This window comes from Roseimaritima multifibrata, from assembly GCF_007741495.1.
GTDB lineage: Bacteria > Planctomycetota > Planctomycetia > Pirellulales > Pirellulaceae > Roseimaritima > Roseimaritima multifibrata.
In genome coordinates this window covers 3,604,163-3,630,710 of the sequence record NZ_CP036262.1, presented here as the reverse complement: position 1 = coordinate 3,630,710, position 26,548 = coordinate 3,604,163, and the positions used below count along the sequence as shown (strand labels likewise).

Below are 26,548 nucleotides of genomic sequence, written 5' to 3'. Positions count from 1 at the left end.
CTCTACGGTCCACGGACCGTAGAGCCCACAGTTTACTCATTGCCCCGCATTCTTTCCATCGATTTTGTCCCTTAAGCAATTTCCTCTCGGCTGAGCTGGAATTCGTTTGGCACGGGCCCCTTGGATACTGTTAAGATACGACTGGCCGCATCACTCGCCTTAGATTCTCTCGAGGAATTCGCTTGAGCACTGACAGCAATAAGTCGCCGGGATTGTCCGAAGCCGAAGAACAACAAACCGTCCAGCAAATACGTGAGAGCCGCAAACAGATTCGAGCCGAACTGTCCAAGGTGATTGTTGGACAAGAGGAAGTGATCGAGCAGCTGCTGATCAGCCTGATGGCGGGCGGACACTGTTTGATCACGGGAGCTCCAGGGTTAGCAAAAACGCTGCTTGTTAGTTCGGTGGCCCAGGTCTTTCATTTGAATTTCCAACGCATTCAGTTCACCCCTGACCTGATGCCCGCCGACATCACCGGAACCGAAATCCTCGAGCAGGAAGAGGGGGGCCATCGCGTGATGAAATTCGTGAAGGGCCCCATCTTCGCCAATGTGGTGCTGGCCGATGAAATCAATCGAACGCCTCCCAAGACACAGGCGGCCCTGTTGGAAGCGATGCAAGAGCACCAAATCACGGTCGCCGGCCATCGGTACCCGCTGGAAGAACCCTTTTTTGTTCTTGCGACTCAAAACCCGATCGAAATGGAGGGAACCTATCCGCTTCCCGAAGCTCAATTGGACCGGTTTCTGTTCAACATCTTGATTGATTATTTGCCACGCGAACAGGAACGTGCCGTGGTAATGCAAACGACTGCGGACAAACCGGAACCGATCAAGGCATTGTTCAGCGGCGATGATGTGCAGCGTTTTCACGCCGTCGTCCGCCGGGTCCCGATTTCAGAACAGGTCGCAGACTATGCGGTCCGGCTTGTCGCGGCCAGCCGACCGAACCGCGAAGGGACGCCTGACTTCGTCAACGAAATGGTCAGCTGGGGAGCAGGATTGCGAGCCGCGCAAACGCTTGTCCTGGGTGGCAAGGCTCGCGCACTCTTGGCGGGCCGCGTACACGTATCCTTTGACGACATTGTCGCTTTGGCGGCCCCGACGCTGCGGCATCGCGTTCTGATCAGCTATAAAGCCGAAGCCGAAGGGATTTCGGTCGAAGATGTGATCTCTCGCCTTTTGGAAACGGTACCACGCGACATGCCATGATTCCGATCGATGGCAAATTTGACCGGAGACCTTCACCACTCGCATCGTATTTCTTCCTATCTGGTTGGAACTGATTTTGTCTGTCACCTCACAGCGAAACGCGAACCCAGACTCCACGCCGGCCCGCCGACCTGCTGGCGGTGTCGATCCTGCGACATTGATGCGGATCAAGAACCTTCACCTGCGAGCAAAAACGGTCGTCGAAGGCTACTTCAACGGGATGCATCGAAGTCCCTTCCACGGGTTTTCCGCGGAATTCAGTGAATACAGTCCTTACACAACGGGCGAAGACCTCCGAAAGCTGGACTGGAAACTGTACGCCCGCTCCGATCGCTACTTCGTCAAACGGTTCGAAGACGAAACCAGTCGCCGCTGTTATTTCGTCGTTGACCAAAGTCGTTCAATGGCGTTTGATGCGATCGGGTATAGCAAATCGGAATACGCCAAAACGGTCGCCGCCACGCTTGCCTATTTCTTGACACTCAGCCGCGATAGTGTCGGGTTGCTTACGTTTGATCAAGAGATCGCGGATTATCTGCCCGCCCGCCATCGCCACGGCCACTTGCGTCAATTGATGGTCTGCTTAGAGCGTGCCGAGGCGGGCGAGGGAACCGACCTGAACATTCCATTAGAGCGGATCGCGGCGACCATTCGTAAGCGAGGGATGATTGTGCTGATCAGCGACCTGCTTACCCCGCTTGAGTCGCTCCGAACGAGGCTTGGGTATCTGCGTAGCCGAGGACATGAAGTGATCCTTTTGCGAGTTCTCGACCCCGCGGAAATCGAACTGAAACTTCAGCCGGCCGCGTTAATTAAGGACATGGAAACCAATCAAGAGATTGTCGTGAATCCACAAACCGCAGCTGCCGAATACGGACGGCAATTCGAGAAACACGAAACCGAATTGAAAGGCATTTGCAACGATTTGGGAATCGACTTCTATCGGTTGCCCACCGATTCGCCAATCGATACTGCCCTCTTTGATTTAGTCAACGCTCAGTCGCGACGGGGGCGAAAAGTGATTCGGAACCGTAACACCGGCTCGACACCCTCAAGTGGCGGAGCCGCTGGATGAGCCTACTTACTCCCCTCTATCTGCTTGCTGGACTTGCGGTCGGTTTGCCAATCCTTTTTCATTTGATTCGGCAAAAACCAAAGGAAGTGCAATCGTTCAGTTCCTTAATGTTCCTCCGCACCGACCTGCCGCGTCTTTCTCGCCGCAGCCGAATCGAAAACTGGTTGCTGTTGTTGATGCGGATGCTTGCCATCCTGCTCATCGCGTCGGCCTTCGCTCGTCCTTTTTTGCGTTCGTCCGCCGCCACCAGTTGGCAGCCACCAGGCGTCCAACGCTGGATTCTTGTGGACACCAGTGCCAGCATGCACCAAACGGGCGTCTGGGAAAAAGCGGTTGAACAAGTCCGCTCGGCTGTTATCGACTTGCGACCGGGAGACCAAGTTGGCCTGATGACCTTCGATCAGACGCCGATAACCGTCGTCGAATTGGTCGCTTCCAACCTTCAAGAAGAGAAATCACAGCCGGAAGCGATTCTCAACGCAATCGAATCTCTCGAACCGACTTGGCTGGCAGGCAATTTGTCGCTGGCGTTAGAGACGGCAGCCGACCACCTGAACGCGTTGAAACAAACGGATGAATCGTCGGTTCGCAAAGAGATCCTCTTGGTTAGCGATATGCAAAAAGGAAACGGATGGGAGGGGCTACAAACGTTTCAATGGCCTCCGGATGTGCGATTGAAGATTGCCACCGTTCTCCCTGACGATCCCAGCAATGCTGCGGTCACCCTATTGGACTCGCTTCCCTCCCCTGCTGATCAACCGGATAACAGCGTCCCTCAAAAACAAAGGTTGCGAGTCACCAACGTGGCTCATTCAAAGGTTACGGAGTTTTCGGTTGGCTGGGTTGACCAAGCTGGCGAACGAGTCTCCGGCACAGAACCGATTTTTGTCAATGTTCCGCCAGGCGAAGTACGCGTCGTCCGGGCCCCCGTCGAAGGCCCTGGAGCCGTCGGCTTAGAACTAGATGGTGACAAACACGACTATGACAATCGAATCTACGTCGCTCCGGTCAAACCCGCCGAAAAACAAGTTCTCGCTTTCACGGCAAACGAAACGGATCCACGAGAGAGCCTGACCTACTATCTGGAACGTGCCAGTTTTGATTCTCCGCAACAGACCGTTCAATACTTGCAATTTCCGGCAAACGAGCCACTACCGGGATCGATCACCGAACTCCTTCCCAGCCGACAGTCGCTAGTGGTTGTGGCGCCCCCAGTGCATCCAACACTACTTCAGCCCCTGGTCAAATATGTCAGCGTTGGTGGAACGGTCCTGGTCGTTCTTCCTCATCCAACGGACGCTTCAAGCGAAAACGAGGAAACTACCAACCCAAGTCTGCTTTCCCCTGCAAAATTCCTGACACAGTTCACGGCTCAAGCGGAAGATCCGTCCGGCCCGGACGTGCCGCAAGCATGGAGCATTGAAGAAGCAGATATCGATGATTTTGCTTTGCTAGTCGACATCGATTTCCGTCATCCGCTGCTGACGATTTTCGCAGACCCTCGTTTTAGTGATTTCAGCAAAATTCGCGTCTGGGCTCACCGTAAAGTGGTCCCCCCGTCAGATTCCGACTGGCAAACTCTGATTCGCTACGACGATGGCGACGAAGCGTTGCTGACGAAATCGATTGGTGAAGGCAAGGTGTTTGTGTTAACGACTGGTTGGCAACCGGAGCAAAGCCAACTGGCAATGTCAACAAAATTTGTCCCCCTGCTCTCTCGCATCATCGATTCGACCGCTGGGGAACAGCAACAACAGAAACGCTGGTCCGTCGGTGACGCGCGTCCGGACTCCAATCCTGACGCCTCCAAGGAATCTCCAGCCAACCGTTTTCTTCAGCCTGGGCTTTTCACCGTGGAAGAGGGCGATTCGGAAGTATCGCTGGCCGTCAACATCGCTCCGCAAGAAAGCCAAACCGAACCGGTTTCATCCGACCAGCTTGAAGCTTTTGGTATCAGCATGGTCGACAAAGACTGGACGGAGGATAAGCAACGGGACAAGGAACGCCAGATGCGGGATGTCGAACTGGAAGAAAACCAACAGTGGTGGAGATGGCTGGTGCTGACGGCTCTTGGTCTGCTGATGGTCGAGAGCATTTGGGCAGGACGTCGAATTTCGTAGTTTTGCTTAGAAGAGACGGTTCGAACCATGAAGCTGAATTTCACACGCCCTTCAAGGGAATGATCCAATGGACGCAAGACTGATTCATCAACTTCGCAGCGTCGGCCGCCGTCAACGGTCGGTCCGGTTGTGGACTGGCTGGGCTTGCATCTGGTTACTTGCCGCATTTGTGGGGAGGATCGTTCTTGCGGTGGGCCAATCGATCTCCTGGCGTCCGGCAGGCTATTCACCTGGATCGGTTCTCTTCGCAGTCACCGCGGTGATCGCCTTTATCTATTCACTTGCCGTCCTCAGGCGTCCATTCAACTGGCAAGCGTTGGCCGAAAAGATTGAATCCCGTTACCCGCTTCTGAATCAACGCCTGTTGACCGCCGTCACACCAGAATCACAGAACGCTCCCGGTTTTCTTCGCAAACAGGTGACCGAACAAACGCTAAGTCACGCCAAAAGCCATCCGTGGGCCGAAACCATTCCCGGGACTCGCCTCTGGGGCCGAGTCCTACTGAATATCCCTGCCATCGCCTTGTTGTTCTTTGTCTTTTCGCTCCTGAATGACAATCCGAAAACCAACGCACTTGCTAACCGATCCGCCTCTTCCGACGTGAACATGGCCGCAGAGCAATTTGAGGTTCAGCCCGGAAGTGTTTCGATCGAACGCGGGACAGGAATTGTGATCTCGGCAAGATTCGATGAACTTGTCTTGCCTGGGGAAACCCATTTATTGATGAACGCCGAAGGTGTCGAAGACCGCATCACGATGCAACGCTCTCTCGATGATCCACTTTGGGCCGCTTCGGTGTCGATGGTCTCCGCCCCGTTTGACTATTACGTGGAATGTGAGCTGGGTAAAAGCGACAAGTACCACGTCGATGTCTTCGACTACCCTGCCTTGGTTCAAGCCGACGCGGTCCTGAACTTCCCCGACTATACCGAACTAGAACAAAAATCGATCTCGGACACGCGCCGCATCACCGCCGTCGAAGGAACCGAGTTGCTTTGGCAATTTCGTCTTAACAAGCCGATTGAATCCGCAACGCTCAGGCCCGAAGAGGGGGACGCGATTGAACTGGTCGCTGACGATTCAGATCCGCTGCTATACAGCGTCCAAATGGTCCTAGACAAATCGCAGAAGTGGAAACTGCATCTACTTGATTCGGAGCAACGCGGCAACAAATTCCCTCCTCCCTTTGTTGTCCAAGTCACTCCTAACCGCCCGCCCGATTTGACGCTGGTGAATGCTCGCGATGTGCGTGTTTCGCCGCTGGAAGAATTGCCTATCGAAGCGAATGTCCGCGACGATTATGGGGTGCTTAAAATCGGGCTTAGCTACATTGTTCCCGGAACCGAACCAAGCGAAAAGGTCCTCGGAACCACCATTAAGAAGGACGAGAAACGCAGCTTTCAAGATTTGATCGAATTTGAAAACCTGAAGGTTGAACCAGACATGTTGCTTGTTTATCACTTTTGGGCGGAGGATACCGGCCCAGATGGCGAGCCTCGACGCGTTCAAAGCGACATGTTTTTTGCAGAGGTCCGCCCTTTCGAGGAAATCTTCCGCGAAGGGGAATCTCCGCCTGAAGGACAGCCCAGTGAACCCCAACCGCCTAGTGAGCAAGCGGCCGAAGCTGAAAAACTAGCCGAATTGCAGAAACAGATTATCAATGCCACGTGGACGTTGATCCGCAGGGAAACGAAAGAGACGCCGACGGACGAATACGACGCGGACATTGCCTTGATTTTAAAGGGGCAAACCGATGCGATTGCCATGCTGGTGGAATTACAGAACGAACTTGAGGACGATCAATCGATCCAGTACGCCGCCGCTGCAATGGAATGGATGACCAAAGCTTCGACGAACATCCAAGAATCGGCTGCCCCCCGCATCGATTCCCTTCCTACCGCTCTCTCGACGGAACAAGCGGCCTACCAGGCTCTGCTGAAATTGCGAGCTCGCGAATTCCAAGTGACTCGGTCGAAATCCTCATCCAGTTCCAGCTCCAGCAGCTCTAGCGCCTCGCGGCAACAATTACAGAAGCAGTTGGACGAACTGGAATTGAAGAACGACGAAAATCGTTACCAGCAACAAAGCCAAGCCGAATCACAAGAAGAAACCGAAGCAAGAGATTCCCGGCAAATCCTTAACCGCTTGAAAGACCTCGCTCAAAGACAAGAGGATCTGAACAAGCAGATCCAACAACTGCAGACGGCGCTGCTCGCGGCCGAAGATGAAGCCGCCAAACAAGAGGTCGAACGTCAACTCAAACGGCTTCGCGAGCAACAACAGGAAATGTTGCGAGACAGCGACGAATTGGCGCAGCGAATTGAGCAAGCACAGTCCAACGGCAAACCGCTGGATGAGGCTCAGCAACAACTTGAAGACGCTCGCCAAAACCTGCAGGACGCGGCGGAAAGCCTTGCATCGAACAGCCCTTCAACGGCCCTGGCCGCGGGAACTCGAGCGGCTGAGGAATTGAAAGACCTGAGCGAGGAGATCCGGCGTCAGTCTGCAAACCAATTTGAATCGGCATTGAAAGATATGCAGCAAGAAGCGGTCGATCTTCTAAAGCATCAGGAAGAACTTGCGGAGTCGCTTGATGCGGTTCAGGAAGAGGTCGAAGAAACCGCAGGGCTTCGAACTCCCAAACCTGAATCCAAGAACTCGGAGGCGTTCCAAGAACAAAGTGACCGACTGGGTAACCTGCTGGAACGGATGACCGATACCGTTCGCAATGCCGAAGAATCCGAGCCGTTTCTCGCAGAACAACTGTTCGATTCACAGCGACGCGTTCAACAAGAACAGGTTCGGCAACGTATCGAAATGTCGGGCGAACTTCTAGAACGAGGATTGGACGCTCAAGCTAAAGAATTTGAACAGATCGCACGTGAGTCGATTGAAAAGCTGCAAGGTGAAATCGAAGAAGCGGCTGAGTCGGTCATCGGCGATGGCACGGAAGGACTGAAGCGAGCCATGAGAGAACTAGACGGACTGAGCGAAGCTCTCAATCAGGAAATTGCGGACGCAACCGGCGAGCAACCAGGCCAACAACCAGGCCAACAACCGGGTCAACAACCGGGTCAACAACCGGGTCAACAACCGGGTCAACAACCGGGTCAACAACCGGGTCAACAACCGGGTCAACAACCGGGTCAACAACCGGGTCAACAACCGGGTCAACAACCAGGACAACAACCAGGACAACAACCAGGACAACAACCAGGACAACAACCAGGACAACAACCAGGACAACAACCAGGACAACAACCAGGACAACAACCAGGACAACAACCAGGACAACAACCAGGACAACAACCAGGACAACAACCAGGACAACAACCAGGACAACAACCAGGACAACAACCAGGACAACAACCAGGACAACAACCAGGACAACAACCGGGACAACAACCGGGACAACAACCAGGACAACAACCAGGACAACAACCGGGACAACAACCGGGACAACAACCGGGACAACAACCGGGACAACAACCGGGACAACAACCAGGACAACAACCAGGACAACAACCAGGACAACAACCAGGACAGCAACCAGGACAGCAACCAGGACAGCAACCAGGACAGCAACCAGGACAGCAACCAGGACAGCAACCAGGACAGCAACCAGGACAGCAACCAGGACAGCAACCAGGACAGCAACCAGGACAGCAACCAGGACAGCAACCAGGACAGCAACCAGGACAGCAACCAGGACAGCAACCAGGACAGCAACCAGGACAGCAACCAGGACAGCAACCAGGCCAACAACCAGGACAATTACTAGACGGCGTGGGAAATGGCCAAAGCGGCTCCAATCGATCACGGGGGCTCGCGTCTCCTTTGACCGGTCAAGGTTTTACGGAATGGACCGACCGTCTGCGCGACGTCGAAGAATTGGTTGACGATCCGGCACTCCGTTCCGAAGCAACGCGAATTCGCGAGCGTGCACGTGAGATCCGAAAAGGACTGAACCGGGGTTCTGCGCAGCCGCAGTGGCCCTTGGTCAACGAGATGATTGCGGAACCGCTGGAACGCCTGCGAATGCGGGTCTCCGAGGAACTGTTGCGGCGTAGTGCTGAGAAAAACGCATTGGTCCCCGTCGATCGCGACCCGGTACCCGAAGGTTTTGATCGGGCTGTTCGCGAATATTACGAACGAATCGGGAGCGGCCAGTGAGTGACACAGCGTTACAATTCGCAAGCCCTGAGTGGGCTTGGCCCGTCGCAGCGATGATTCTGGTTACCTTCGTTTTTCTGCTGTACGGCTATCGCTTTTCTCAGATGCCTATGTGGCTGCGAGCTGTCTGCGGAATTTGCAAGTTTGTGGCCATGGTGGCCTTGGCCCTATGCCTTCTTCAACCAGTTCGGACAGGGGAAAGACCACGCCCTCAGGCAAACTTAATGCCCATCCTGGTAGACGAAAGTGCCAGCATGCAGGTTGGTTTCGATGATTCCAAAGAGGCTCTGCAAACGCTCGCAAAGCCATTCCACCGGGAAACTGGTTGGAAACGTCGTTTGGAACAGGATTTTGATGTTCGCACTTATGCCTATTCCGATCGCCTTCGCCAAGCGGACGACCTCGCACAACTTCAATACGACGGCAGCGCGAGTGAGCTTTCCACTTCGCTGAAAACCTTGACAGGACGTTTCCAGAACCGACCGCTCGCTGGCATCCTACTCTTCACCGATGGAAATTCGACTCAACCTCTTAAAGCGGACACTCTGGAGGACCTCGGCGTCCCTATCTACCCTGTACTGCGTAAACGAAAGACGATTCGTGATCTGCAGATCGTTGCGGCAACGGTTCGTCATTCCGATTTCGAAGCAGCCCCGATCACGATCGACGTGCAAGTTAAAGCGACGGGACTGGCCGGAGAACCGGCGACGATTCAGTTGACCGATCAAAAAGGAAAGGTCGTTGATAAGAAGCAAACGTTTCTAGCTCCCGAAGATAATGACGGGAAAGAAATGCGTTTTCAGTTTCGTCCGGAGAAAAGTGGAATTCATTTCTACACGGTATCCACCTTTCTCGATTCCGATTCGAAAACGTTTGCTGAGGGGCGTTCTCAGCAAGAAGTGACCCTGGCAAACAATCGCCGCATGTTGATGGTCGATCGTCCTCAGGGACCGTTTCGAATCCTTTATGTCGCCGGACGACCGAACTGGGAATTCAAATTTCTGCGCAGATCCCTTGCGGCAGACGAAGAAATTAAATTAACCGGACTCATCCGAATCGCAAAACGTCAACCCAAATTCAATTTCCGCGATTCAACCGTCCAGTCCACCAATCCTCTCTTTGCCGGTTTGGGAGCCAACGAAGAAGAAGCGGCTGAGTCGATCGATGAACCGGTGATCCTCACGCTTGGCGAACCGGGCGATGAAGACCTACCGAAAGCATTTCCCCGAGACATCGAGGAACTTTTCGCCTACGACGCGGTCATTCTGGATGATATCGAAGCAGCCTTTTTTACCACCGATCAACAACTGATGCTGCGGCGCTTCGTTGCCGAGCGTGGCGGAGGCTTAATGGCTTTGGGAGGCCAGGAGTCTTTTGAAAAGGGGGACTACTTTCAAACCCCGATCGGCGAATTGTTGCCTGTCTATCTGCCGGGCAAACGCTTCACCGACCAGGACTTGCCCAGCACGGATGCGGAATCGGAAGGGTTACAGGATGGATGGCGTTTCGCGTTGACACGTGAAGGCTTGCTCCATCCTTGGTTGCGAGTCGAAACAACGGAGGCGCGTGAACGGAACCGACTGCGTCAGATGACGCCTTTGCTGGTCCGCAATCAGATTCTTGATGCCAAACCGGGCGCCGAAGTGCTTGCCAATCTGCAATCAATGCAAGATCCAAATCAAACATTTCCAGCGTTGGTAACGCAGCGGTTTGGAAAAGGAAGAACAAGTGCCGTTTTAGCGGGCGATTTCTGGCGTTGGTTCATGCATGTCCCGGCGGGCGCAGCCCCCGCCGCAGGAACCACAAATCTGCAAAACCAACTAAGCGATGATGATAACGACGGCGACCCTGGACGCAGATGGCGGCAGTGGGTTCGGTGGCTGGTCAGTGACCTTCCCCGTCCCATCCAAATATCGATCGAAGAACCCGCGCAAAAAGGAAGGCCCCATCGAATTCAGGTGGACGTCCGCGATGAAGCATTTCGTCCGCTGGACAATGCTCAAGTCCATTTCGTTGTCGTCGATCCAAACGAGACCGCTGTGGAATTGACCGCGGTCGCTGACGAAACGACCGCAGGTCGCTACTTCACCACATACTGGTCTCCACTGCCGGGACATTTTTTGACCGAAGTAACCGTCCAACGCCCCGACGGATCGATTCTGGGTCTTACCGAATCGGGGTGGACGTCCGACCAACTGGCCGAAGAGCACGAGCAACTACAAATAGGGACCGAAGCGATGGAACAACTTGCGTTATCGACAAATGGGGAAGTGCTAGACATCTCCGACTTGGATCGATTCGTTCGTTCGCTTGAGAGCCGTGAAATGCCCGTCATGGAAACCTGGACCTATCCGATCTGGCACCGCCCTTGGATGATGCTGATTGCCCTGGGGTGCTTATGCACCGAATGGGGTCTACGACGCTGGAAAGGATGGCCGTAATCATAATGCTTCGATACCAAAAGATGCGTGACTTAACGACATTTCTCAATAAGGCGTGCCTGCTTGCCATGGCACTCGGAGGCTTCTTCGGGACAAACGATCGATGCGTTGGGGCAGACGATTCAGCTGCGGAAAATACCCCCGCGGCTTCTGAGTCCACTAAACCCGACAAAGAAACGCCGCCACCAACCGAAGAGGAAGCTCCGCAGAAAGACGCCGCAGAAACAGAACCGACTCCTGTGGAGCAACGTGGCGATCTGTTACTGATGATGGGGGCACCTGGATCTCCTGAATATGATTCCCTTTTCAGCGAGTGGGGTGATCGCTGGAGCGAGGTCGCCGAAAAAGCGAACGTCTCGGTCACGATTGTTGGCCGAGCGACCGCCGAAGGGGCGACCGATCTAGAGCGGATCGAAACGCTGCTGGCCACTTACGCCGAATCCACCGAACCCGCGATGCCTGTCTGGATCGTATTTATCGGCCACGGAACTTCCAGTAACGGGGTTACCAAATTCAACCTTGTCGGCCCCGATTTAGAACCCAAAACCTTGGCCAAATGGCTGGACGCTATTCAACGCCCGATAGTTATCATCAATACTGCCTCCGCAAGCGGTCCCTTCCTGACCGAATTAAGCGGCGAAAATCGCACGATTGTCACGGCAACTCGAAGCGGCGACGAACAAAACTTAGCAAGGTTTGGTGAATTCATTTCGTCAGCGTTGGATGACAAAAAAGCCGACTTGGATCACGACGACGCCGTATCCGTGCTGGAGCTATTCCTGCATGCTTCTGCAAAGACAAACCAGTTCTATGAAGCGGACGGGCGACTACTGACCGAGCACGCTTTGCTGGACGACAATGGCGACAAACTTGGAACGCCCGCCTCCTTTTTTGAAGGCACCCGACTGGTTTCACAACCGAAATCGAATGCCCTTGCTGACGGTAGCCGCGCCCGATACCAAGTATTGCTGCCGTCCAAGTCGATTCCATTCGACGCAAAGAACGAAGCCCTACGCGCAAAGTTGGAAGCGGATCTAGAAACCATTCGAGCAATGAAGCCGGAACTAGAAATTGACGAATACTATCGCCAACTGGAAAGCGTTTTCTTGCAGCTAGCTCCACTTTATCGGGATCAAGAGAAGCTTTCTAAAGCTGACGACGCAAAAGGCGATGACGCAAAAGCCGACGACGTAAAAGCCGACGATGCAAAAGCCGACGACGTAAAAGCCGACGATGCAAAAGCCGACGATGCAAAAGCCGACGATGCAAAAGCCGACGATGCAAAAGCCGACGACGCAAAAGCCGACGACGCAAAAGCCGACGACGCAAAAGCCGACGACGCAAAAGCCGACGACGCAAAAGCCGACGACGCAAAAGCCGACGACGCAAAAGCCGACGACGCAAAAGCCGACGACGCAAAAGCTGACGACGCAAAAGCTGACGACGCAAAAGCTGACGACGCAAAAGCTGACGACGCAAAAGCTGACGACGCAAAAGCTGACGACGCAAAAGCTGACGACGCAAAAGCTGACGACGCAAAAGCTGACGACGCAAAAGCTGACGACGCAAAAGCTGACGACGCAAAAGCTGACGACGCAAATGCCGACGACGCAAAAGCTGACGACGCAAAAGCTGACGACGCAAAAGCCGACGACGCAAAAGCCGACGATGATTCCGCAACGGAGAACTGACCGGCCCGTTTTGCTGCGGAATTCGAGCGTTTAGGAAGCGTTGGAATCATGGTGGACACGGGCTGCTTGTTCAGGAATCGGTGGGGTCGATCCGAGTATGAACTCAGATCGACAGATCAAGTATGATGTAGCGATTCGCTCCGTCCCCTGCCCCGTTCAGTTTTGCACCCAACATTCCATGCCAAAGTTGTTTCTCCTTCTGATTGTCTTGTGCGGATCAACACCAGCGATTGCAGAGGATAGCCGTCCCAACATTCTGTTCTACTTTGTCGATGACTGGGGACGTTTCGCGAATGTCTACGCGTCCCCAGAGACTCCCTCTCTGAATGATCTCCTCGAAACTCCGAATTTTGATCGAATCGCCCGCGAAGGGGTTCGCTTCAACAACGCCTTCGTCCCCGTTTCGTCATGCGGTCCCTGCCGAGCTTCATTGGTTACGGGCCAATATTTCTGGAACTGTGGCAGCGGTGCCTTTTTAAATGGCCGCGCAAGCGACTGGAAAACGACCCCCAATCCCTTCCGTTCGATGACCTACTTCCCCGACCTACTTCGGGAGAGCGGTTACATGGCGCGGCGGGCAATCAAGACGATTCATTTTACAGCATCCAAACCAACCAAAGCCGAACGCTCGCTTCCGCAGCAACCCTATAGACGTTACGGGCTGTACGTTAGTGAAGCAAAGACCGAAGCCGAAACGCAACAACGTATCGAAGAAACGTTGAACCATCCTCGCTATGAAATGCGGCGAGTCCTGCGGTCAAGTGCCGCTCTCGATCAGCCATTTTTCTTTGTCTACGGAACGATCAACGTACACCGCCCCTTTGCCCCCGATTCTGGTGAAAAACAGTGGGGAATCGATCCGGATTCACTCAAAGGTCTGATTCCCAGATTCCTCCCCGATGTGCACGACGTACGCCGCGACTTTGCCGACTACTTAGGCGAAGTACAGGCAGCCGACGCGATGTTCGGCACGATGTTGGACGAATTGGATGCGGCCGGGCAACTGGACAACACGCTAATCATCATCACAGGTGACAACGGTATCCCCGGAGTCCCTCGAGGAAAAACAAACTGCTACGATTTGTCGGTGCAAGCTCCCTTAATGGTTCGATGGCCTGGCAAAGTGAAAGCTGGTCGGACGGTCGATGACTTTGTGAACGTGATGGACATTGGTCCCACGTTGCTGGAAGCCAGTGACCTGGAAATTCCGAAATCAATGGATGGCAAGAGTTTTCTCAGACAACTGCTTGCCGAGGAGAGTGGCTGGATCAACCCGCAAAGGAATCAAGTCGTTATTGGACGTGAACTGCATTTCCATTCCGCTCGCGATGGCAACCTGCCCTACCCGATGCGCGCCATTCGGACGCCCGAATACCTGTACATCCGCAACTTCAAAACGAATCGTTGGCCAAACGGCGCACCATACAATATTGAAGACATCGACTCTGCCGGAAACTATGATCGCCTGGCGGAATCGCCCTACCGCGACCTCGATGCCAGTTTGACGAAGGCATGGCTGTTGGCGAATCGCGATACCCAACAAGCATCGCAGTCGCTCGAACAGACGCTGGGGAAACGTCCCGGCGAGGAATTGTACCGCGTGACAGACGACCCCGACCAACTGGACAACCTTGCTGATCAAGCCGAGTATGCAGAAGTCAAATCCGAATTGGCATCCCGCCTGATGACAGTGCTAAGGGATTCGAAGGATCCACGGTTGAATGACGATTTCGACCGTCCGCCGTATGTCATTCCTCCTCCCGTCACAGCGAAGCAATAACCGTTCGCGTATTATCTAAGAAAATGGAGAGACAAAGTTTCTGTTTTCTGTTCGTCCAATCAACCATCCACCAAATATTTTCAGTCAGCAAAGCGGGGCCCGAACAAGTGTCTTTGAAATCAATAAAGATTACTGGAGCCGAAATCATCGATCTTCGGATTCCAACTTCCGACCAAATGCTCGGCTCCGACCCTTTTCACAAAATGCCCGACTACTCGTCGGCGGTCCTGCACCTGAAAACCGATTCTGGCTTAAAGGGGGTATCGATTGTTTTCACCGTTGGTGCTGGGACCGACTGGATCTGTCATGGGATTCAAGATTTGTGCCAACTGGTGATCGGCGCGGATTTGGAATCGCTTACCGAATCCCCGATCACACTCTACCAACGATTGATCGACCATCATCAGCTCCGCTGGCTGCACGACGGAGTCTTTCGAATGGCTGCCGGGGCAATCCTGAATGCGGTATTTGATCTATGGGCCAAAGCGGTCCGAAAGCCGATGTGGAAGTTACTTGTCGATCTGGAACCTGAATTTGTGGTTGATTGTATCGACTGGAGAAACATCCAAGACGCCCTGACGCCCGAAGAAGCACTGGAAATTCTGCAGCGAAATCGACCAGCTTTAGGCCGGCGTCAAAGTGACATGCAGGTTCAAGGCCCCAAAGCCTACTGTACCGCCGGTTGGCTAGGACTTAGTGACCAGCAGATCCTGGAAACAATCCAGAACCTTCAGAAGCAAGGTTTCGATTCGTTCAAATTAAAGGTCGGCCGTGATTCCGAGCAGGACGTGGAACGGATTCGTTTCATGCGTGACGCCATCGGTCCAGATTGCAATCTGATGGTCGATGCAAATCAGTATTGGGGCCTGGAAGAAGCAAAGCGTCACATCAAACGCTACCTCCCCTTTGGACTTAAATGGATCGAGGAACCGATCGCCCGTGACGATGTTCTCGGCTATGTCGAATTAGCTGAGACTTTTAAGAGCGCAAGTTTTGGAATGGCATGTGGTGAACATGCAGCCTCCCCAGTGATCTTCAAGCAACTGCTTAAGAGCCGAGCCATTAAGTACTGTCAGATTGATGCCGTGCGAGTCGCCGGAGTCAACGACATTATGGCGATCGTGTTGATGGCTGCGAAATACGAGATCCCAATCTGTCCGCACGGAGGCGGGATTGCACTATGCAACATGATCAGCCACTACGGAATGTGGGATCAAATCGCTGTGGCAGGCCACTCTGAAACCCAACTGGTCGAATACATTGATTTTCTGCAAGACGCCGTCGAACAACCGGTCAAGATACAGGACGGTTGTTATGTCGCGCCAACGGCCCACGGTTGGGGACTAGAATTCCATCCCGAGTTTATCGAACGGCATCGATTCCCCAACGGAGAAGTCTGGAAGGATCGCGCCGCGAATCGCAAAGGAGCAGCCTTCGAGGTCGCTCTTAAGTAGCGGACCCGCTGTGCAATCAGTCACAGTGCCGCAACAGAAATTCGATTGCGGTCTGGTCATCAAGATCCCAGTTCGCAAAACATCCCAGTTCGCAAAACATCGCAGTTCGCAAAACATCGCAGTTCGCAAAACATCCCAGGTCGCAAAACCTGCCGAGCCCCAATCCCCGCTAATTTCTTAGCGAACGGCGCGAGCCGTCCAGGAATCAAGCTGATATCCCCATTAAATGGTCGGTCGGCTTGCGCGGATCCGATAGAGATACCGCCAGTAGATCGCGTTGACGTCTGCGCGGCAGGCAAGCGTCGATTGTTAAATGCGATTAATTAAATTCAATCCCATCTGATCGTCAATCGACGCGGAATGTGGAAACCCTGATTCGTCTTGCAGGTCATCGCCTAGGATCTACTTATAGGGACTTGCCGGTGGGCCAAGCGAACCATTTTTGCTTTTCATCGCGTTTGGTTCTTTGGTCAACATGAATCGATCAAATTCGAATCCATCTTCCCGCATCGAAAACATCACGGTGTGCAATCCCGGGGTTTCGATATCCAGCCAGATTTGCCCCAGCACTCCGGTATGGACCTTTGCGGTTCGCTGACGTGAATCCCACTGCCATTCACCGTGATGGCCGGTGAACTGCATCCGAGCTCCTGATTCCGGCCACTCGCCATCGATCCCTACATGCAGACCATTGTCTTCGCTGCCAGTGCAACACATCCGCACCCAGACAAAATAACGTCCCGGTTCCTCAAACTGAATGGGATAGGACAGCACACTACATTGGCCTCCTTGGTTGGAAAAACTTACTCCCTTCACCAACGGATCTGCGTGGGTGACACGAGTATCCGGCAAGATTTCTAAGTAGGCGTTCCCCCCCGCTCCCTTGGAATGGTTTTCATCGGGGTCGGGTTGAACATCGGGGGTGATGTCCGTCGTCGTCAGATACCATTTGCGGTGTTCTTGGCGATCGGCGTCAGAAAAATCCTCTGCTTCCACCACAACCACTCCATCGGTTTGCTTGTGGACTTTCCTGATTTGAGCGTTCTTTGACGCTTCCGCAGTATCGCTTGTCCCTTCAACCCGAATCTTGGATGGATCGTCGGCCGTCAGTCCTGGCTTCGCCCCCATTCCAATCATCAGCAGCAGGCAAAGTCCAAATTCGAAAATTCGTTCCACGGATCGATCCTCTTGAAGGGGAAATAGGTATCGCGGCATGCAAACACTCTCTTCGAAGCAAAGAAATTTGCCGCACCAATTATCGAAGGATTTAGGATGCGACTGGATTATCGCTCAATCGTCTGGAACTTGCACCCTTTAGGCACCGAACGCGTAAAAATAGTCGATCGTCAAAGTGTCGCTTTACGACGAATCGGAGTGATTCCGAAGGTGGGCTGTCAACGTTGGGGATTAGCGATAAATTAATGAATTGGGCACTATCGCCTGGAACCAACTTTCTTATCTCAAACGACGACGAACGATGTCCAACCAACCCGTTAGCGATGCACTCAATGATCAGTTCTCCGCGGAACTTGATTCTTGGTATTCCTACCTTTCGATGAGTGCATGGTGTGCAAAAGAACAATTGACTGGGTGTGCCGGTTGGATGCGAGCTCAGGCTCAGGAAGAGTACACCCACGCGATGAAGATTTACGAATTCCTGCTCGACCGAGACGTCACGGTCAAATTCATGCAGGTTAACCCGCCTCGTGACAACTTTGCGTCGATCGTGGAAATCTTTGAGTGGTCCCTGCAGCAAGAAAAGGAGAACACCGAGCGGATCGACGCACTTTTCCAGCTTGCCATGGAACAGCGAGCCTTTGCTTCGCTGGTCGAATTGCAATGGTTTGTCACCGAACAAGTCGAAGAGGAAAAAATCGCTCGCGCGAACCTGGCCAGGATCAAAATGGTCGCCGGAGACCCCGCAGCGATTCTCGATTTCGACAACAGCCTGTCAGAGCGAACGCTTCCGATGAACACCACCCCTCAGTAATTTGAGGCATCGATCCAGATGCTTGGTAAATGTTCCTAGTGAAGCTCTTCCGCAAAAGACATGATCCCGGGACCGTCGTTGGAATTCCCTCGCTGAAGATTCGGGTAATATAATGCAGGTGGAAACCTCCCACGAAAACCTGCATTCATTCTCTTCGGCACATCATGATTCGAAACTTTCTCAGCTGCACCGCGATCGCGATTACCGCTTTGGTCTTCGGTTTGCCGTCATCCCTCTGGGCGGCAGATCGGCCTGACACAAAAACAGCCAGGGCGGCAAAGCAACCGTCCCCCGAAGAACCTTCGATTCCGAAAACCGCTCCGCCAACGCCGCGGACCGACCTGTTTATCAGCGGGGTCTACCCTCATCTGACCACCTATGGCGTCTACAGCCAAAATGGTGCGCACTACGTCGGCGGGCACAATGAATGTGGGATCGGAGGAATTGTCCCCTGGGCTGGCAAATTATGGATGGTCAACTACGCACCCCACATGCCTGGGGGAAGTGAACACAAGCTTTATTCGATCGATCCCGATCTATCGCTGCCGATGACCATCCACCCAGAAAGTGTTGGGGGCACACCGGCTGGCCGGATGATTCACAAAGAATCGAACCAACTGCTTATCGCCCACTATTTGATCGATAGCGAAGGTTCCGTCCGGGCCATTTTGCCGAAAGACATGCCGATCCGCGTGACTGCCATCGCACGACACCTAAAAGACCCTCAAAACATGGTCTACTACATCGACATGGAAGGGGCAATTTGGGAGGCCAACGTCCACACGTTAGCCGTCAAGCGACTGTTTAAAAAACCGGTCCCCGGCTGGCATGGAAAAGGTGGCTACACATCCCAGGGCAGACTGGTGATTTCCAACAATGGCGAATTACACGCTGGAACTTACGACGACCTCTTGGTTGGCGGTGCGGCTAAAAACGAAGAAGAACGGGGTGTCCTTGCTGAATTCGATGGCACCAACTGGAAAATTGTTGAAAGACGGCAATATACCGAAGTCACAGGTCCCTTCGGAATTACCGGGGGAAGCGACGGAAACGATCCCGTCTGGTCGATGGGCTGGGACCGCCGGAGTCTGCGTCTAAAAGTTCTGGACAATGGCGAATGGCATACCTTCCTGCTGCCCAAGGCTGCCTATTGCAACGATGCCAGCCACGGCTGGTATACCGAATGGCCTCGGATCCGTGAAATCACCGGCGGACGATGGATGATGGACATGCATGGCATGTTCTTTGATTTTCCCAAAACGTTCTCAGCGCAAAATTCTGCGGGCATCCGCCCCATCGGCAGTCACCTGCGTTACGTGCCCGACTTCTGCGACTGGAATGGTCGGCTTGTTTTGGCCACTGACGAAACGAGCATCCAAGGGAACCATCTGGCGGGACAACCGCAAAGTAATCTTTGGTTCGGAAACTATGACGACCTAAAAAGCTGGGGCCCGGCCAATGGATATGGTGGTCCCTGGATTGAAGACCAAGTCAAAGCGAACACGCCTTCCGATCCGTTTCTGATCGCTGGCTTCGATCGTCGCGTTCTGCATCTGGCAACGGGCCAGAAGAGGGCTCCTCGCGGAACCGTTTTAAGAGCGACCGACCAACAAGACATTCGCAAGCTCCCCGAACCGCTTGCATCGCTGCCTCGAATCACCCTCCCTCGTGGCGACTGGCACGAACCCGCGCCCGGATTTGAATTCCAAGTCGATTCGCCTGTGACCGTCTACTTGGCCGTCGATCAACGTGGATCCCCGAAACTGGATTCCGCATGGAAATTGACGGAAATGACCTTGCTGTGGGGAAAGGGATTTCAAGACCATATCTACTCGCGAGCCTTTCCCGCCGGAAAGATCTCGATCCCCGCGAATCCGACGGAGCATCTGAAGGGATCGTTTGGGATGCCGCATATGGCGTTTATCGAATCCGAACAAGTCGACGTCACCGCTCTGGGCAACGCAACCGTCACGCGGCCCGACATGGTTAATTCCGCCGACACTTCTCCCTCGATCACATTTACCATCGAAGCCGATTTCGAAGGGAACGGTATTTGGAAGAAGGTTGAAACGGTCACGGTCCCAGGAAACAGCTACAAAACCCACTATCTACCTGCGGACCTCCAAGCGGTCTGGTTGCGTTTAAGAACGGATCAAGACGGTACCGTGACCGCATTTCTGCACCAAACCACCGATCGTTTTGTTGAGGGTGACCTTCCTCAAAACAAAACCCTGTTTGCTGGTCTGGCGGATATTGGATCGGAGAACGTCCGCGAAGCGATTCTCTATCCTGCAAAACGAAATCGGAACCTTCGACTGATCACGTCCGACAACCGCTATCTCGATTTCACGAAATCAGGCTTCGCTTTTCAACAAGAGGAACCCGATCCAAAACTAAATGCGCTTTTGAAGATCGAACAAGAATTCACCGTGGATGATGCCTCGGTCGTGTTGCGGGCGGGGGACCAAGTTTATCGACTGCCAAAAGGCGATCCCGCCTTTGACAAACCGTTTGCGTCTGGCTGGCCGCGAGCAAGTCGTGAAGTCGAATCGGAACGACACCTGGCAAACATTCATGGCACATTCTACGAGGTTCCTTTGATTCGCAACGGCGAACCGCCCGTCTGGGAACAGATGCGGCCCGTCTCAAGCCACTCAAAACAGATCTCTGATTTCTGCTCGTGGAACGGGCTGCTGGTTTTAGCCGGGGTCCGTGCGGATGCCCAAAATGACGATCACGTATTCGCTGACCCTCAATTGGAAACAGGCCTATGGTTCGGTGGGGTCGATGATCTGTGGAAGTTCGGCAAACCGGTCGGGTCCGGTGGTCCGTGGCTCAATTCTAAAGTGAAAGCGGACGCCCCGTCCGATCCCTATCTGATGACCGGCTACGATCAAAAATCGGTCACCTTATCGCATCAGTCACAAACTCCGGTCACGATCACGTTGGAAATCGATGTCGAAGGACGTGGACTGTGGGTTCCCTACAAAGAATTCACCGTCCATCCGAATCGAACGGCCGAGTACACATTTCCGGCGGCATTCTCCGCCTGTTGGATTCGAGCGGTAAGCGATTCCGATACATCGGCGACCGCCCAGTTCGAGTACCGATAACAGGTCGCGTGATCAGTTCGCTGCGTTCAAGTCGGCTGACGGGAAATACCGTCCAGGTCAGCCGACACTTCCAGGATCCCGTCCCTCAAACAGTCCCTTCAGTATCAATGAAAAGTGAACGCCCCCATCAAACAGGGCGATTCAAAACCGGAAACATTCGAACACCGACCCTATTCGGATTCCGCTTTGCGGTTGTAATCCAATTGGCGGTCTAAGAATTCAAAAGTCCCTTTTCCGTTGATCGTATGCGGACCAACAAACCATTCCAATTCGCAACGTTCTGGAATCCCAAGTCTCGCAGCATACAGGTGTCGCACTTTTGCAAATTCGTAGGCAACATTCTCATCCATGCCGACTCCGTCGAAGTGCCCGCGTTCGACCATAAAGGGGCGAGGCGCAATCAGTGCGGCCATCTCGGCATAGTTGAAAGTCCGGCCCAGGTCGAATTCAAAGATCTCGTATTCACCGGTCCAAACGTAAGAGTAATTTGATTCGGTGGTCGCATTCTTATCAACCCACTCATTGAAATCCCCCGAACAGATCGAAAGGCAATAGCCTGGTACTAGAGGAGGGATCCGCATTGCGGCCTTCCCGCCGTACGACAGACCGTAGAACGCGATTTTGTCCGCAGCGACAAACGGTTGGGACGTCAGCCAACGAACGATCTGTTCGTGCTGTGGGACGATCACGGAGAACAGCGTCTTTTTCAATGGATTCGCTTTTCGCTGGAGCGTGCGAAAGTCGTCTTTGCCGATATAGGGATTCTGGGGTGCAAAAGTGACGTACCCTCGTTCGGCAAGTTTTGCAGCAAAATCGTGGTAGGCACGATGATTGCCAACAACCGTATCGACGGGGCGGCCTTCAAGACCATGTTGGCAGACCACGACCGGTCGCCGCTCGCCTTCCTTTAGATTCTTGGGTAAACATAAAATCCCACTGGTAAAGACGCCGGGGAAAACATCCAACACGACTTCGTACCCCACCCATTTCGGCTGATCGTACACCTTTCGTGTCCTGGCATTGAATTCCATCAATGGCTGCTTAAATTCCCCGATGACCTCTTCACGAAAGTAGTCACGACAAGGATCGATCGATTTTTCGTAAGCTTCCAAAGACGAGGTGTCCAGCGGAAATCGTCCTGGCCTTTGATCAGGTAAATGGCTGCCCAAGTTGACGAACTTTCGTCTTTCGGCGGCACTTTGAGTCAACAACAACTGATTGTGCGCTTCCAATTCCTTGAATTGTCGTTGGTACCGTTTGGCGGATCGATCAATATCGGCTGGTGATTTCGATTCTTCGACAAACTGGAAATCGACAAGCGGATTGCCAGTCAGATCACTCCAGAACTGAGCGGTCGCTTGAGGATCAATCGATGTGTTTCGTTTTTCGGTCGCATGGATGTGATGAACTGTCCCGGGAACGGTTTGCAAAATATCACGCAGGCGCTGAATCTCGGCGGTGACCTGTTCGTCTGCAGGGGCGACAAGGACTGCGGGGGCTCCACCTTCACTGGGCAAACGCAATTCGGGTCCCCCGGTCCCGTCAATGGTTAACGCACGAGGGGCGATCATTGCCCCCAGTTCCGCGTCACCAAAGGATTCAAGTAAACCGAAAACGTTGCGACTGATCGGTTGCTCCCAGATCCGCTGTCGCGATCCGAAATACCCGCTGATGCACGCCGCTTTGACTCGGGTGTCAAGCGCTGCACAGTACAGAGCGATCATGCCGCCTTCTCCGTAACCGATGACGCCGATAGGTTTGGAACGATCATCTTCCACCGTACTGAACCAATCGACTGCCGCCAAAACCTTTTGCACCTCGTATCCAATAAGGTGACGCCCCAATACAAAGGCGCTTCGATAAAGGTATTCCCGGTCGGTCATCTTTGCTCGGCCATTGCGTGGACCGTAATCCCGGCTGATCAAAGTAGGCACTAAAACCTCGCAGCCGTTTTCTGCAAGTTGCCTAGCGAATTGGAATTTCTCCTGAATCCCGGCATGGCTACCTGCTACGTCCTCAGGGGTTTGGTCAGCGTCGGGGATCGCGACCACTCGAGCGATAGCGGCCTCTTTGGGTTTCAACCACAGACCCTCTCCGTGAACATTGCGAAACACCGGCCAGCGAACCGCAAAGACCGTATAGCGTTCGGTCTCTTCCACCACGTAAGGGACAACCGTGCTGCCAACAAATTCGAGTGATTCAATACCAACACGCGCGTCATCAGCTCCAAGAATATGAGCCAATCGTTTGCGACTGGCGGACAATGACTCGGAGTAAGCACTTGCCGAATGGCGATCTCGAGTGAAGTTTGCTTCCCGCAACGCCACAGAAGCATCGATTTCGCCTAGAAGAAAGCTGTCGATGCCAGCGACCATTTGTCTTGCGAGATCACCTTCCATCGTCAGAGGTTGGGTTCCCGCCAGCTGAGTCAAATCAGAATCGATCCCTTGGGCGCACAACGCTGGGCAAGGAAGGAAGGACCAAGCAAGCAGCAACGCACCCCAAATAGGAAGTTTCATGGGAGGCCTTTTCACAGCAACGGGAGGGGGAATTGAAGAGTTAGCGGGGGCGTCCATTGTACTCCATCGAATACCGACACACCGTCCTCCCCAGATCCCAGACTCTGCGAAACTTTCGTCGACGAATCGAATTGCCGACGCGGCTTAAATTGAGCGGCGACCACGTCGCATCAGAAACAATCCCAGCACGATAAACAGCCCGCCGACGATCTGAGCCGCATACGGTTGCTCCTTAAGAATGAACCAACCGCCAACGACTGCAACCAAGGTCACAACATTCTGGTAGACCGCAGCGTGGGAGCCGCCGACGGCGCGAACACCTGCATTCCAAGTGGCATACGCAATCCCCGTCGAAAAAATTCCGGAATAGGCGAGGGCTGCGAAGGTTGTCGGCTGCAGGAGCTTAGGGATTTCCTCCGAAATCGAAGGGATCGCCAACATCAGATGGAAAGGCGTCGTTAAAGCACAGCTGATGAAGGTCAAACGAAGCGGGCGCATGGTTTGCAGAATGGATCGACTAACGACCGTCCCGGTTGCCCACGTCAACGCCGCGCAAAGCATCACCAAGTTCCCGATGAAGTAGCGGCTGGCCAGGCTGACTTCGCCGCTACCTTGGGTGGTGACCACCACCGTTCCGCAAAACGTCACCAACAGCCCAAGCCAGGTGACGCGAGGAAGCCGCTCCCTCAGAAATATTAGGGACAGCACCGCGGTCCACATTGGCATCGAAGCAAGAATCAATGCAGTATTTCCCGCCGTGGTCAGCTCGATCCCCTTTACGAACATCACAAGGTACAAGAAACCGTTCAAAGCCGAAAACAAAACCACCCGCCCCCACGGGATCGGCGGTTGCGGTTCCTTCACCGGACGCAAGCGAGCATCCGCCCAAACCAGAATCCCCAGGGTAACGAACGCAAAAATTAATCGCAGACCGTTAAAGACCCACGGATCCAAATCGCGAATGGAAGCCTTAAAAACCAGAATATTTGTGCCCCACATCAGCGCCGTTGACAGCAGCAGTCCGTCGGCTCCAAGGGAGTGTTTCCGCGTATTCAGCGTAGGCCTCGCTTCAGTCACCAAAAATGAGAAAAAGTGTTTGTTGGAAGATGCGGTTAAAGTACTGCAATGCTCCAAATCCACAAGCCGCACCCGCTTGGACAAGCGGCCAAGCCGCAGGGAATCTGGATTGATCCCGGTGGAATCGGCGCGGCGGTTAGCGGAATCGGGAAACAAAATTTGCGGAATCCATGGCCCCGCTGACCATTGCATTACGTATAGCTAATTGCGTTTTGGCAACTTCGTCCACGCGCCGTTTTCCCGACCACCGAAAACAGCTTCCAGAGAGCCCAATGAATCGTCAGACCACCACATCCCTAGGCCTGCTTTTGCTTCGAGTAACTTTTGGTTGTTTGATGCTGGTTCACGGCCTGCAGAAACTGAATGGTTTCAGTGAGTTAGCCGATTCGTTTTCAGACCCGCTGGAGATGGGCAGTCGGTTGAGTTTGATCGCTGCCATCGGTGCGGAAGTGGGATGTTCGTTGCTGCTGATCATCGGCCTGGGAACTCGTTTTGCGACGGTTCCACTGGCGTTTACGATGTTGATTGCGCTGTTTGTCGTACATGCCGAACACGAATGGAAGGTCAAAGAACTTGCAGCGTGCTATTTGGCGGTTTACGCTGTGATCGCGATATCAGGACCTGGAATATTTTCGATCGATCATTTGATTTCTAGACGTTCGGCAAAAACAGATTCCAGCGAACCTTAACTGCACCGCTCCGCTATTTTTTCGTTTCCCAGCAGAGTTCCCCTTACTTGAAGAGACAACTCGATGTGTGATCAAGACCACTTTGAAGACGATCTGAAAAAGTACTCTCGACGAGATATTGGTACGCTGGCAGCCGCAGGCATTGGGGCAGCCATGATGTTACCCCGAGCGGCGGACGCGGCAGAGGTGCGTCACAACGACGTCGTCATCCAAACCCCAGACGGCGAATGCGACGCCTACTTCGTAACGCCCAAAACGGGAAAGCATCCAGCCGTATTGATCTGGCCCGATATCTTTGGGCTACGCCCATCGTTCAAACAGATGGCCAATCGCCTGGCCGAGTCCGGTTACAGCGTGTTGGTCGTCAACCCGTTCTACCGAATTCAGAAAGCCCCCACCGCGGCCGACGGCGCGAAGACTCCTATTTCCGAAGTACGGCCTCTTGCTCAGTCCCTGGATGCGACGAAACACACATCCGATGCCAAGACGTTCATCAAATGGCTTGACTCCCAGCCACAGGTCGACACATCGAAGAAGGCTGGCACAACGGGATACTGCATGGGCGGCCCCATCGTAATGCGAACCGCTGCAGCCGTTCCCGATCGCATCGGCGCTGCGGCATCCTTCCACGGCGGCGGACTGGTTAGCGATAAACCGGATAGTCCGCATCTATTGATTCCAGAAATGAAGGCCGCGTTCCTAGTCGCCATTGCGGAAAACGATGACGAACGAGATCCCGAAGCGAAGACAACGCTAAAACAGGCATACGCAAAAGCCAATCTTCCTGCGGAGATCGAAGTTTACCCCGCCGGTCATGGCTGGTGCCCACCAGACTCCAGAGTCCACAACCAAGCGCAAGCCGAAAAAGCATGGAGCCGATTGCTAGTGCTTTTCCAAGAAAACCTTGCCTAAGCCGGTTCAGGTTCAGACTCCCCTGCGGAAGATCAAATCAAGCCCGCGCCAGCGAGTATTTTGCTCACTCGCTCGCGCTTCGTGCTTGTATTTGCTACTCCCTTTCGCTTCCAACCTTCCATTTGCTAGCGCGAAGCGCAAGCGAGTATTCGGAACAGACTCGCAAGCGATCAAATTGAGCCCGCGCCGTCTAGCATTTTGTGCATCGCTTGCGCTTTGTGCTTGTATTTTGCTGCACTCGCCGGAGCGCGGGTAGAACGGCACCACCTCAAAGAACCGATTTCACATCCCGAGCGACTGCC

15 protein-coding genes are annotated in these 26,548 nt (G+C 53.7%); 12 read left to right on the top strand and 3 right to left on the bottom strand.

Translation table 11 applies throughout. The features are described 5' to 3' along the window. Positions 1-182 precede the first annotated feature (182 nt). The 8 genes from FF011L_RS13130 (at position 183) to FF011L_RS13095 (ending at position 15,946) form a co-directional block, all read left to right on the top strand. Positions 183-1,211 (top strand): AAA family ATPase, encoded by a 1,029-nt coding sequence (locus FF011L_RS13130; RefSeq protein WP_391560875.1) that lies wholly within the window; start codon positions 183-185, stop codon positions 1,209-1,211. A 76-nt stretch (positions 1,212-1,287) separates the two neighbouring features. After that, positions 1,288-2,286: a DUF58 domain-containing protein gene (locus FF011L_RS13125; protein ID WP_246109389.1), complete on the top strand. Its 999-nt coding sequence runs from the start codon at positions 1,288-1,290 to the stop codon at positions 2,284-2,286. Next, complete coding sequence (locus FF011L_RS13120) at positions 2,283-4,406, top strand: BatA domain-containing protein (RefSeq protein ID WP_145352095.1); 2,124 nt, start codon at positions 2,283-2,285, stop codon at positions 4,404-4,406. Before FF011L_RS13125 ends, FF011L_RS13120 begins: the two co-directional genes overlap by 4 nt. A 67-nt stretch (positions 4,407-4,473) precedes the next feature. Then, positions 4,474-8,580, top strand: a complete 4,107-nt coding sequence (locus FF011L_RS26305; protein WP_218932597.1) for a coiled-coil domain-containing protein — start codon at positions 4,474-4,476, stop codon at positions 8,578-8,580. Between the two features lie 224 nt (positions 8,581-8,804). Continuing rightward, complete coding sequence (locus FF011L_RS13110) at positions 8,805-11,021, top strand: hypothetical protein (RefSeq protein ID WP_145352094.1); 2,217 nt, start codon at positions 8,805-8,807, stop codon at positions 11,019-11,021. A gap of 1,233 nt (positions 11,022-12,254) precedes the next feature. Further along, positions 12,255-12,746: a histone H1-like repetitive region-containing protein gene (locus FF011L_RS27235; protein WP_145352093.1), complete on the top strand. Its 492-nt coding sequence runs from the start codon at positions 12,255-12,257 to the stop codon at positions 12,744-12,746. A 63-nt stretch (positions 12,747-12,809) separates the two neighbouring features. Further along, positions 12,810-14,492 (top strand): sulfatase family protein, encoded by a 1,683-nt coding sequence (locus tag FF011L_RS13100; RefSeq protein ID WP_145352092.1) that lies wholly within the window; start codon positions 12,810-12,812, stop codon positions 14,490-14,492. 107 nt (positions 14,493-14,599) lie between these two features. After that, complete coding sequence (locus FF011L_RS13095) at positions 14,600-15,946, top strand: enolase C-terminal domain-like protein (RefSeq protein ID WP_145352091.1); 1,347 nt, start codon at positions 14,600-14,602, stop codon at positions 15,944-15,946. A gap of 402 nt (positions 15,947-16,348) precedes the next feature. Here FF011L_RS13095 and FF011L_RS13090 read toward each other — a convergent pair whose 3' ends face one another. Continuing rightward, positions 16,349-17,122 (bottom strand): hypothetical protein, encoded by a 774-nt coding sequence (locus tag FF011L_RS13090; protein ID WP_246109387.1) that lies wholly within the window; start codon positions 17,120-17,122, stop codon positions 16,349-16,351. 301 nt (positions 17,123-17,423) lie between these two features. On the opposite strand from FF011L_RS13090, the gene FF011L_RS13085 reads away from it, so the two are divergent. Both FF011L_RS13085 and FF011L_RS13080 read left to right on the top strand, forming a co-directional pair. Beyond that, positions 17,424-17,936, top strand: coding sequence for a ferritin (locus FF011L_RS13085; RefSeq protein WP_145352090.1), 513 nt, complete (start codon positions 17,424-17,426; stop codon positions 17,934-17,936). Between the two features lie 164 nt (positions 17,937-18,100). After that, on the top strand, positions 18,101-21,049 hold the full coding sequence (locus FF011L_RS13080) for a hypothetical protein (RefSeq protein WP_246109386.1): 2,949 nt from the start codon (positions 18,101-18,103) through the stop codon (positions 21,047-21,049). 170 nt (positions 21,050-21,219) lie between these two features. On the opposite strand, the gene FF011L_RS13075 is transcribed toward FF011L_RS13080, so the two are convergent. After that, positions 21,220-23,568, bottom strand: coding sequence for an alpha/beta hydrolase family protein (locus FF011L_RS13075; RefSeq protein ID WP_218933184.1), 2,349 nt, complete (start codon positions 23,566-23,568; stop codon positions 21,220-21,222). 144 nt (positions 23,569-23,712) lie between these two features. Further along, positions 23,713-24,837, bottom strand: a complete 1,125-nt coding sequence (locus FF011L_RS13070) for a DMT family transporter (protein WP_145352088.1) — start codon at positions 24,835-24,837, stop codon at positions 23,713-23,715. Positions 24,838-24,917: 80 nt separating this feature from the next. Here FF011L_RS13070 and FF011L_RS13065 point away from each other — a divergent pair, with 80 nt between their 5' ends. Continuing rightward, entirely contained in the window at positions 24,918-25,334 is a 417-nt protein-coding gene (locus FF011L_RS13065) for a DoxX family protein (protein ID WP_145352087.1), read from the top strand. A 63-nt stretch (positions 25,335-25,397) separates the two neighbouring features. Continuing rightward, entirely contained in the window at positions 25,398-26,246 is an 849-nt protein-coding gene (locus FF011L_RS13060; RefSeq protein ID WP_145352086.1) for a dienelactone hydrolase family protein, read from the top strand. The last annotated feature ends 302 nt before the right edge of the window (positions 26,247-26,548 follow it).

Bases quoted from the DNA above. Each gene is read 5' to 3' on its own strand.
- FF011L_RS13120 (WP_145352095.1), top strand. From the start codon at position 2,283: ATGAGCCTACTTACTCCCCTCTATCTGCTTGCTGGACTTGCGGTCGGT.
- FF011L_RS13065 (WP_145352087.1), top strand. From the start codon at position 24,918: ATGAATCGTCAGACCACCACATCCCTAGGCCTGCTTTTGCTTCGAGTA.
- FF011L_RS26305 (WP_218932597.1), top strand. From the start codon at position 4,474: ATGGACGCAAGACTGATTCATCAACTTCGCAGCGTCGGCCGCCGTCAA.
- FF011L_RS13085 (WP_145352090.1), top strand. From the start codon at position 17,424: ATGTCCAACCAACCCGTTAGCGATGCACTCAATGATCAGTTCTCCGCG.
- FF011L_RS13075 (WP_218933184.1), bottom strand. From the start codon at position 23,568: ATGAAACTTCCTATTTGGGGTGCGTTGCTGCTTGCTTGGTCCTTCCTT.
- FF011L_RS13080 (WP_246109386.1), top strand. From the start codon at position 18,101: ATGATTCGAAACTTTCTCAGCTGCACCGCGATCGCGATTACCGCTTTG.
- FF011L_RS13060 (WP_145352086.1), top strand. From the start codon at position 25,398: ATGTGTGATCAAGACCACTTTGAAGACGATCTGAAAAAGTACTCTCGA.
- FF011L_RS13100 (WP_145352092.1), top strand. From the start codon at position 12,810: ATGAACTCAGATCGACAGATCAAGTATGATGTAGCGATTCGCTCCGTC.
- FF011L_RS13070 (WP_145352088.1), bottom strand. From the start codon at position 24,837: ATGCAATGGTCAGCGGGGCCATGGATTCCGCAAATTTTGTTTCCCGAT.
- FF011L_RS13110 (WP_145352094.1), top strand. From the start codon at position 8,805: ATGCCCATCCTGGTAGACGAAAGTGCCAGCATGCAGGTTGGTTTCGAT.
- FF011L_RS27235 (WP_145352093.1), top strand. From the start codon at position 12,255: ATGCAAAAGCCGACGATGCAAAAGCCGACGATGCAAAAGCCGACGATG.